Here is a 9,371-nt window from a genome sequence, read left to right as displayed (position 1 = left end):
TTCCATGAACAGGGAATGGACTCGTTTGCTCGCTTGCACGTTGCAGTGCTTCAACCAGCTCGTCGTCCATTTCGATTTCCGTGCCGCAACGGAAGAAAAGGCTGTCGCCGTTGCAGAATTCAGGATTGATCCAAACGTGTGGGCCTTGAAAATTAGGAGCTGCAGGGGGCTTCGTTGCTAAGTCAGAGACGATGAGTTCGAAAAGCGGATCGGCTGGAGTCGAAACGGAGTGCTTCTCGGTTTCACCTCCGCAACCGACCAAGAGCAACATCAAAGCGAGGAATGTTGGCTTGGTGGTCATCGGGAATTCTTTCGGGGAGTCAAACGGCCGCGGATCAAGAAAGGCTATTCGAAAACACTCGCTGGCCTTCGCTATTTCTAGCTGTTACTTTGCATCGGCTCAGTGGTTGGTCAATTCAGCTTGCTGGCGAGCCCGCTGCACCATCTCGTCAAGCTTCGAAACGAATCGGTCGAATTCGGCAGCGTCTGATCCGCGAAAAAGGTAGAGCGGTCGTCCAGGACGGTCGGTTTCGAACGTGGCCCATTCAATCGGCCCGGTGTACCAAGGTGCCAGATAGTAGAACGCGTAGAAGAATGCCAAAACTGACGCCGCTCCGACCACGGAAGGATAGACGCTGAGGAAATACAGCGGGGCACCAGCGAGAATGGGGGAAACACAAAGAAGCACAATGGCCCGCAGGAACTTGGCTTTCGATACGGCCTTCACCGGTGACGAGTAGACACTTGTCAAAGGAATGCTGTATTTCCATTCTTCGCAACGATTCTGATATCGCCAATGGACTGTTTCCTGATCGACTTCTATGAAAATCGACGTGAATACTCGGCGAGCTTCGTATTGCATGAAGTCAATTCCTTCAGGGACAGTGGAGCAACAATGCTTACCGAAACAGTCTTGCCGACCTGCTTATTTGTATACGGTGTCGAGGTAGCATCGCGAGCTGGCTGGGTCGAACAAAATTCCCAGGTTGCCGCCTCTCCGCGACAATGCCACTTCGTAGGAAAGTAGGCTCGCATGAAATTCCTGAGCATTCCCAAAGCGAATGGCAAATTCCTGCTGGCGTATATCGAACGTCTGTTGCTGGATGAACGGATCGTCGTCCGGATTCACGATTGGTGTACCCGAAACAGGATCTGCCCCGTTTAGAAACGGACGTTCGGATCGCAATTTGGTGATGAATCGCTCGACGGCGGACTGGGGACAGGTGAACACGGCGGTATGAAAACCTCCGTGTTCGGTAAGGACAATGTCGGAAGCCTCTGGAGGAAGCAGCAAATGCGATTCGTCTGGCACTTCCCCGGCGGTTGGAAACGAGCGTTGACTTGGCCCACAACCAAAGAATGGCAGTGTCACGGCAATCATCAGCAACAGCGTTCTCATGAAATTTCACAGATTTGATGAGCGTTTCACAGGTTCATGGGATCGGCTGACAAACTTCAGGCGGATTGATTTGTTTGCAATCCACTTTTGTTGGCATTCGATCGGAATCGAATGTAAACCTCGGCTTCGCTTCGTGTGACGTTCCAAACGGAGGCACATTGATCGTCGAGGTGGACCAGTCGTCGTCCAGTATATGCAGGTTGGCAGGAATGATTGGCATGTGTTCTCGGGGTTACTCCCCCGAGCTATCAACGTGGACTCCTTCGAAGTCATGCAGGCGAATTCGCCCTGAATGAGGGTGACATCGGTAGCTCGGTGCGCAAGCTTCGAGACCGCTTATAGCTTGGTCGCTTTGGTGGCGATGAAGGTGGGGATGTGATCCGAGAGGGGCCATTCGCACCAGCGGTCTTCGAAGAGTCCCGTGAGGACCAGGCCCGCTTCGATTTGGCCGCCCAGTTGGTCCGCAAGAGTGTGACCAAAGCAAAATGCCTCCTCATCGTCGAGGTAGGCTTGCCGTTGCTTCGCGGAAAGACAGGTGAGATCGGAGTAGGGGATTTTGTGACAAACCTTGAATTCCCCCTTCTCCATCAATGGATCGTCGAACACATACACAAGTGGATTGACGATTCCCGAAAGCAGATTGCCGCCAGGCTTCATGACCCGCGAGGCTTCTTTCCAAACCGGGAGAACGTTGGGCACAAAGCAGTTGGAACAAGGATGCACAATGAGATCAAACGATTCATCTGCTAACTCGGAAAGGTCAGCCATATCGCCCTGGACGAGTTTGATATCCAAGCCTTCTCGTTCGGCCACCATTCGGTCCTGGGAAAGTTGGGCAGGTGAGTTGTCAAACACAGTCACCTTGGCCCCCGCCGCGGCAAGAATGGGAGCTTGTTGTCCTCCGCTTCCGGCCAGACAAAGCACTTCAATAGGTCCGCCGTTGAAATCGGGGAACCATTCGCGAGGCACAGGCTTTTCAGGTGTCAGGACGATGCTCCAGTCACCCTCGCGAGCACGCTCGATTTCCTCTGGCGTGACAGGAATCGTCCAGCGATTTCCTTTTCGCACCTGACTGTCCCAAGCCGCGCGGTTGTAGGCAACGATGTCGGCGGCAGGATCAATGTTTGGATTCATGTTGCGAACCTGTGAGCAATCTGGACGCCAGCAATCGTTGGACGCTGTGAGTTCAGTTGTTCGGCAAAGTGGATGGACGCGGCGATGAAACGGCAGCATAACAAACCAGTGCAAAAGTTGCCGAAAACGCTACCGACCACGTTGTCATATCCACCATGGTGTCGACGGCCGACCACAGAGGAATGGTGCGTCTCGTCTCATTTGCCATCGACTCTTTAAAATGGATGGCAAGTTCATAGCAAAACGTATCTGCAAAAGCCCAACCGAGCGACAAAAGGTAGTGCAACAGCGTCGCGTGCGGAATTGAAATTCGTGAACGAAAAAGGATCCACGCTGCGAGCAGAGTTGGGGTCAAGTTGAGTAGTCCTGCGATCTCAGCGTCAGTCCCCAGAGACAGCATCCTATAATTCGCGAAGTGCAAAGCGAGGACCGCGATCCCCAATAGCAAATCGAAGATTCGGAATTTTGGCAACTGCGTATCCCTTTCAAATCAGTGTCCATCACGTTCGCCAACCAGCGAATGAAAAACGAGTTCCTTGCCTGGGGCAGCCTATGAGGTCGCGATGTTTTTTAAGTGCTGTGCTCTCAAACCGCTATCATCGCGTTTCCCCTGGGAGGGTCGAGCGAAGCGAGGGGAGGGTTGAGCGTTTGGAACGAGCGCGTAACCCTCCCCGGCCCGAAGCGGGCCGCCCCTCCCAAAGGGAGTTGCCGGGGTGACAGGACGGTTGTGGCTTGGCGTCACTGAGAGAGCTTGCGTTTTCAGTCGACGCGAACAGCCCACACGCGGATGGTCGGGTTGTTGGCTTTGGTGCCTTCCAAAACGCGGCCATTGGGAGAGAGCTTGACGTGATCCGGCGCCAATCGCTTCCATTGGAACTCGTAGACTTGTTCACGCGGGTTAAGCAATCGCCAGCTTCCGTTTCCATTGGTTCGACCGTTCTCCAGATTTCGGATATCGACACCATTGCTCCAGCGCCAAGTCCCTTGGATTCCTTTGGCGAGCGTCGATCCGCTTGTATTGAGGCGGGGCGATTGTGACGTCGCTGGATGAGGCGGAACGATCTCCGTTGCTGTGATCTCTTCGATTTGCTCGCGGACTCGAATCGCTTGATCCAGTTTCCCTTTCTTCGTGAGTGCTTTTTGTTCTTTGGCCAGCGATTCGACCAGCGTTTGTTGCATCCGTTCTCGTTCAGAAAGGTAGGCTTCTTCCAAACGCGCGAGATCCTCTTGGAACTTTCGATCCAGCGACCGGACATCGGTTCCATGTTGATCCAATTCGCCCGCCGTACGGGCTTCCGAGGATTTCAATTTTGAAATGTCTTCTTCGCCCGTTACCAGCGACAGTGGCAAAACAAACGCGGCAGCGACAGCGAACAATCGGAAGTTCATTTTGGCTCTTTCTAAAAACAGGAAGCCCCACAAAAAATGGGGCGGATCGGTGTGCGAGTCCGATGGGTTCGGAGCGAAGGTATTCAGCGAGCGGTTCAAGGGAAGTCAGTTCGTGAACGAAGATCGGTGGCTTTGAGTTGGGACCTCGCTCACGCGTTTCGGAGTTTTGCTTCGCATTCGTTGGTCAATCAACGAAAAATCGCAACGTCAACGCTCATGCGACGGGTAACAAGATACACCCTGCAGAGGCTTCGGGGGGCAAGAGTGGCCAACCTACAACAAAATCGACAAGTCGTTCTGCGAGGCACCGCACCGCATCCCTACGCCGGGCCCATCCGGGGCGACCATGTTTGTTCCCGCCACCGATCTCGGGGCTTCCGCCCCGAGCTACTCACGACGGCCCCTCCGGGGCGATATCAGGAATCTCACAGACGCGTCAGGGCGTGTCTGATTCGTCGTACCAAGGTCTTAACGCATTTGGGACGGGCACTCTTACCCGTCGGAGTTTGGGATGTCGGCCAAGAGTGGCCAAATTCAAATCAAAACGTGTGGGTTGATGTTGGCCGTTGGCCAACCAATTCCCCTTCTTTCTCGGTCCCTGGGGTGATCCCCCAGACTACGATGACGAAGGCCGTTGGCCAAGAAAACCGAATGCAAAAGCGCAACTTCAAAACACGTGAGCGAGGGAACGATTCGAGTTTCTCGCTCACGTGTTAGGAGCTCATTGACTGCCGCTGCAGGCGAGCCGTTTAGCCTTGGGACGGGTCTTTGCCGTCGACCCATGGTCCGCCGTATTCCATGTAATCGGGGTCACGTTGCTTGCTGCCGTATTCGCCGGCGTTCCAGCCTGGGATGTGGGCAACCGGGCCGCCGTTGGCAGAACGCTCTTCCCATTTGGCTGACCAACCGGGGTCTTGATCAGAGATCTTGTGATCTTCGTCGACAAAGAACACTTTGCCTTGACGGTAGCTTTGGGCACCAAGGTTAACGACCGACATGGCAGCGGCCCCCAGGTCAGGTTGGTTGTTGCAAAGCGATGGATCACCGGCTTCACAGGCATCCAACCAGTTGGCGAAGTGAGCCATGGTGGTGTTGTCGATCGGGTTGGTCGTGATCCGCTCGGCTTCTTGCCGCACGTGGGTCACGGGGCCACGTTCTGGAATGAAGTCAAATCCGTCGAACGATTCGCCATTGCCGAAAGCAAAGGTGCCATAGTGACCACGAATCAATTGGTTCACGCGTGATTCTTCGTTGCACATGGTCGCAGTGATCAAGCCTTGGACGCCTTCGTTGAAGTCCGCAACCACCGTGGCAACATCGGGCACATCTCGGCCATCGTACTCGAGGTAGATGCCACCGGCACCAACGACGCGACCTGGCACGCGAAGGCCGGTGGCTTTCAACATGGAAGTGGTGCGGTGAACGAACAAGTCAGTGAACATGCCGCTGCCGAACGGCCAGAAGCGACGCCATTGCTTGTAGACTTCGCGGTCGAAGGGCACATCTTCGGCGAGGTCGTGTTCGGTTCCCAGCCAACGTTTCCAGTCGATAGTTTTGGGGGTCATGTCAGGCGTGAGTTTGTAGTAACGCCATTGCCCGACATCGGAGTTTCGGAAGTACTCGGTTTGGAAACCCAGGACCTTGCCAAGTTTGCCTTCGCGAAGCAGAGCGTTGACTTCGTCCCAAACCGGGAGGCTGGTCGATTGCACGCCGACCTGCATGACTTTGCCGCTGGCCCGCCATTTGTCTTCGACGTCAAAGGCTTCTTGAACCGTCTTCGTCATTGGCTTTTCGCAGTAGACGTTCAGTCCGGCCTCGAGCGCGTCGATGGTTTGGCGGTGGTGCCAGTGGTCGGGGGTACCGATGCAGACGGCGTCGAGATTTTCTTTCTCGATCATGTCACGGTAGTCGACGTACTTGGCCGGTTTGGTCTTGGTGGCCTTTTCGATGTAGTCCGCGACTTTGTCCCGTTGGGATTCGAAGACTTCAGCGACGGCGACCAATTCGATTTTGCGGCCAGCTTGGTGGTGTTTGCAAAGCGATTTGACGTGAGCACCGAAGCCTCGACCGCCGGGGCCGATGAACCCGATTCGCATCCGTTCGTTGCTGCCCGCTGGTGCCGCCGAGGCGGGTTGGCTGTTGGTGGTTGCTGCGGTGAATGTCGCGGCGGAAATGGTCGCGGCAGCAGCAGATGTCTTGAGGAATTCGCGTCGGTCGCTCATGGAGGGCTCTTCGGGAGTGGAAATGAGGGTATCTGGAAAGGGTATAGACTAACCGGACGCGAACGCGAAGGCAATTTAGGGCGGATCCCTTGCCGTTCGCTTTGATTGATGGATTAGGGCGGGAACATTGTTGCATTCGGACGCAGCCGCTCAAGCGTTCCTGAGACGTCGAGTTGCCAGGCGAAGCAATTGCCTTGACTTCGTCGCTCGCTCCCAAATGAAAGCACTCATCCGCGGCGATCATTCGAATGGTCTGCTCCACATGTAAAAAGCGTCTGAGTCCCCCGTCCCTTCCGACACTCTGTGAGCGTTGAGACGGCGCCGTTTTTTGACACGGTTTTCCAGCGTTGTTCTGCGCGATGCACCTTTCCCGTAACGAAGTTTTGTGAGACCGATCTACTGGTGGTTTGCCAAAGTTAAGAGGTAGGATCGATCGTAGTGGGCGAGGCGACGAGTCCGTGGATTTGACGCCAGTTCAGGACTCGTCGCCTCGTCCACTGCCCTCAAAACAAAGCGTGAAAGAACCACTAGGTCGGGCGAAGCCGTTCAGACGCACGCCAGGGGGAGTGCCGCGCATGACAGGCGGCGCGGATTTGACTCCCGCAACTTGATGGCGTGACACCGCATCCGCTCATTCAGGAAGTGGAGGCCATGAATTTGGATTCGACACCAAGGATCTCGCCGAGGGTTTGATCATCTCGGAAGATGGCGTCGCAGGAAGTTTGTTGATCGAACGTTGGTTGCGGCACCGTTTGCGATGCGAACGAATCACTTGGTGTTTGAGTGGTATCGGAGGAGCCATCTCCGTCGTCCACGTTTGAGTCGCTAGCGTCGGTTCCGCTGTTTCCGCGGGATTGAGCGGCGGCGATGTATTCGCCGGCGGGTTCGGATTGGCTGTCGAGTTCGTTGAGTTTGTTGATGACTCGCAAAGCATCTAACGCTGAGACAGCCCCATCATTGGAGACATCGATTTTGCTACCATCGGTTTCCGCAAAGGTAAGCGTGCGGTCGCCGTTGGTATTCAAGTCATTGATGACTTGCAAAGCGTCCACAGCGGTGACGACCCCATCGCCGTTGTCGTCTTCGCCAAGGTCGGTGTTGTATCGAGGACTGTCGACTCGGGTTGCTGCGGCGGCAATCAAACCGTCAGTGGTCGTCACGCCAGCGGTGATTTCACCATTGACCACTGTGATGGTGGCATCGGCAATGTCGTGAATGACCTGAGATGGTTGCCAATGGAGTTGGTATTGGCCATCGGCGAGGTTCGTTTGAATGAATGCGCCCGAAGCATCGGTCACGATTTGAGGTTCGACGCCGTGTCGGACTCCGGTGACTCCAATTCGAGTGGACGCGTGCCCGGCAATTTCAATGCGTGCGATACGAGCTTCTGGGTCGACCAACGTGAGCGTGGAGGTTTGCCCTTCGGTGAGGCTTCCGTTGGCCGTGTTGCGAATGTCAGTGGTGATGCGTGTGATGAGGTTGCCGCTGGCGTCGTAGGCCTCGACGCGTCCGTAGCTGTTGTCTTCGATGCCGACAATGTCGACTTCAACCTGCCCCACGGGTTGATCAAACGAGACTTCCAATCCCAAGCGGGAATCCAGTGCGGCCCACCATCGATTGAAGTTGACGTCCAGCACGTGAATCAGAGGTTGATCAAGGAACCGTGTGTCCTGTTGGACTTGCACTTCGTCGCCAACGTTATCGCCAATGGCGGCAAAGGTCATTCCGTCGGTCGGCGAGAGATCCGTGTCGAGGGTGGCGTCGGCGACGCTGAAGCTACCGCTAGGGAGTTCCGATCCGTTGGAGGCCAGGACATCCAGTTGGACTCCCGCCAGAAGAGTCTCAAATTCGCTACGGCTGGAGTCATTGTCTTCGTCCAAGTAAACGAATCCAGCGACGGGCGAATCGGTGACCATCGGGGTGGTGCGGGTGGCCGTCAACGTTTCGCTGGTGACCCCCGTCGCTTCATCAATGACTCGCAGAGAGATGGAGGTCGTGTTCGATGGGACGTCGATGGCGAAATCGAACGTGGCGGTGGGACTGTCGGGGGTTTGCAGCGTCGACCATTCACCACCATTGATCGAGATCTGCAGTTCGGAGACAACATTCAGCGTGATATCGCTCTGCGGTCCCGAAGGGTTTTGATTGATCAATGTTTCCGCGGATGCTTCGCCTCGGAAATGAAACTGGTTGGTTTCGGAATCAAAGTGCCCGGTTCCCTCCAGGTTGAGTGGGACGTCGAGCACATCGAAGATGCCGTCTCCGTCCGAATCTTGCCAGCCAAGCATGGCGAAAGTGGACTCGGGAGAAACGAAGTTTTGGTAGGCGTTCACCAAGTTGTTGCCGCCCGCCATGATGCTGGGTTGTTGGGTGAATCCTGGGGTGGGATTGTCAGCAGCGTTCTCGTTGGGAGTGTTGTAGTAGCCGCGGCTTTGGTTGTACGAGCCGCCACCGTTGTACTCGTCCAGCCCCCAAAACATGTGCGAGATTTCGTGTGCGAATGTTTGGGCAGGCCGGGTCGAGGGGGCGATGATGTACAAACCGCCGGGGAAGGCAAATGCGCCCGAAAATGATCCGCCGGAAGCGAAAAAGCCATCAGCGTCATCCGAAGAATCGCTGATGAACAGCGAAAATGCCCAGTCGGTGTCCAAGGCTTCGCGCTGGGACGAATTGAAGGCAAACATGCCTTCGTCCAATGACAGCGACGCGTCGATGCCTGTGTCGTCCAAGAATTGTCCAACGTAGGTGCTGTAATTGTTGCTGGTTCGATCGATTGGTTCGATCGGGATCTGCAGCGGATTCTCAGCGTAGGTATCGTCGATGACAAATTCGAGCTCGTGAACCGTGTCGAGTCGATCCAGAGCTTCGACCCACCAGTTCAGCCCAGTGGTGATTTTGGACATGACAGCATCGATTTCACCCTCCGTCCAATTTTGGGTTTTGGTGTCGGTCTGCCCGGTGGAATCCAGGAAGATCGGTGTGACCGCAATGCGTCCCAGAAAGAACTCGGCGGTATCGCTGACGGTCGCCCCCACCGGGATGCCCGCGGCCATGACACGTCGCGTTTCAAGAGCCTGAAGCGAGAGCTGTCGTCGAGTCGCGTGGCGACCAACGGCTGCGTTTTGCTGACTGGATTTCTTGCTGGTAGCCCGTTTTCGCATGTCGGCCGATTGCTGGGAAAGCGTTGAGAAGGATGTTTGGCCGCCTTTTCCTGAATCCTTGGAGCC

General features: G+C 55.4%; 6 protein-coding genes and 1 pseudogene. All 7 read right to left on the bottom strand.

The features are described 5' to 3' along the window. Positions 1 to 301 (bottom strand): annotated as a pseudogene (locus ACF8AM_RS04215) (hypothetical protein); the annotation flags it as partial. 99 nt (positions 302 to 400) lie between these two features. Next, a complete protein-coding gene (locus ACF8AM_RS04210) occupies positions 401 to 862 on the bottom strand; it encodes a hypothetical protein (RefSeq protein ID WP_392554432.1) in 462 nt (153 codons plus the stop codon). A 63-nt stretch (positions 863 to 925) separates the two neighbouring features. After that, entirely contained in the window at positions 926 to 1,399 is a 474-nt protein-coding gene (locus ACF8AM_RS04205; protein WP_392554431.1) for a hypothetical protein, read from the bottom strand. Between the two features lie 336 nt (positions 1,400 to 1,735). Next, positions 1,736 to 2,533: a class I SAM-dependent methyltransferase gene (locus ACF8AM_RS04200; RefSeq protein ID WP_392554430.1), complete on the bottom strand. Its 798-nt coding sequence runs from the start codon at positions 2,531 to 2,533 to the stop codon at positions 1,736 to 1,738. A 759-nt stretch (positions 2,534 to 3,292) separates the two neighbouring features. Next, positions 3,293 to 3,922: a hypothetical protein gene (locus ACF8AM_RS04195; RefSeq protein ID WP_392554429.1), complete on the bottom strand. Its 630-nt coding sequence runs from the start codon at positions 3,920 to 3,922 to the stop codon at positions 3,293 to 3,295. Between the two features lie 749 nt (positions 3,923 to 4,671). Further along, positions 4,672 to 6,144, bottom strand: a complete 1,473-nt coding sequence (locus tag ACF8AM_RS04190) for a Gfo/Idh/MocA family protein (protein WP_392554428.1) — start codon at positions 6,142 to 6,144, stop codon at positions 4,672 to 4,674. A 635-nt stretch (positions 6,145 to 6,779) separates the two neighbouring features. Then, entirely contained in the window at positions 6,780 to 9,305 is a 2,526-nt protein-coding gene (locus tag ACF8AM_RS04185) for a dockerin type I domain-containing protein (protein WP_392554427.1), read from the bottom strand. Positions 9,306 to 9,371: the final 66 nt, after the last annotated feature.

The organism is Rhodopirellula sp. JB055, assembly GCF_043100905.1.
Lineage (GTDB): Bacteria > Planctomycetota > Planctomycetia > Pirellulales > Pirellulaceae > Rhodopirellula.
The sequence above is the reverse complement of the archived record's forward strand: the minus strand, read 5'-3'. Positions and strand labels throughout refer to the sequence as shown.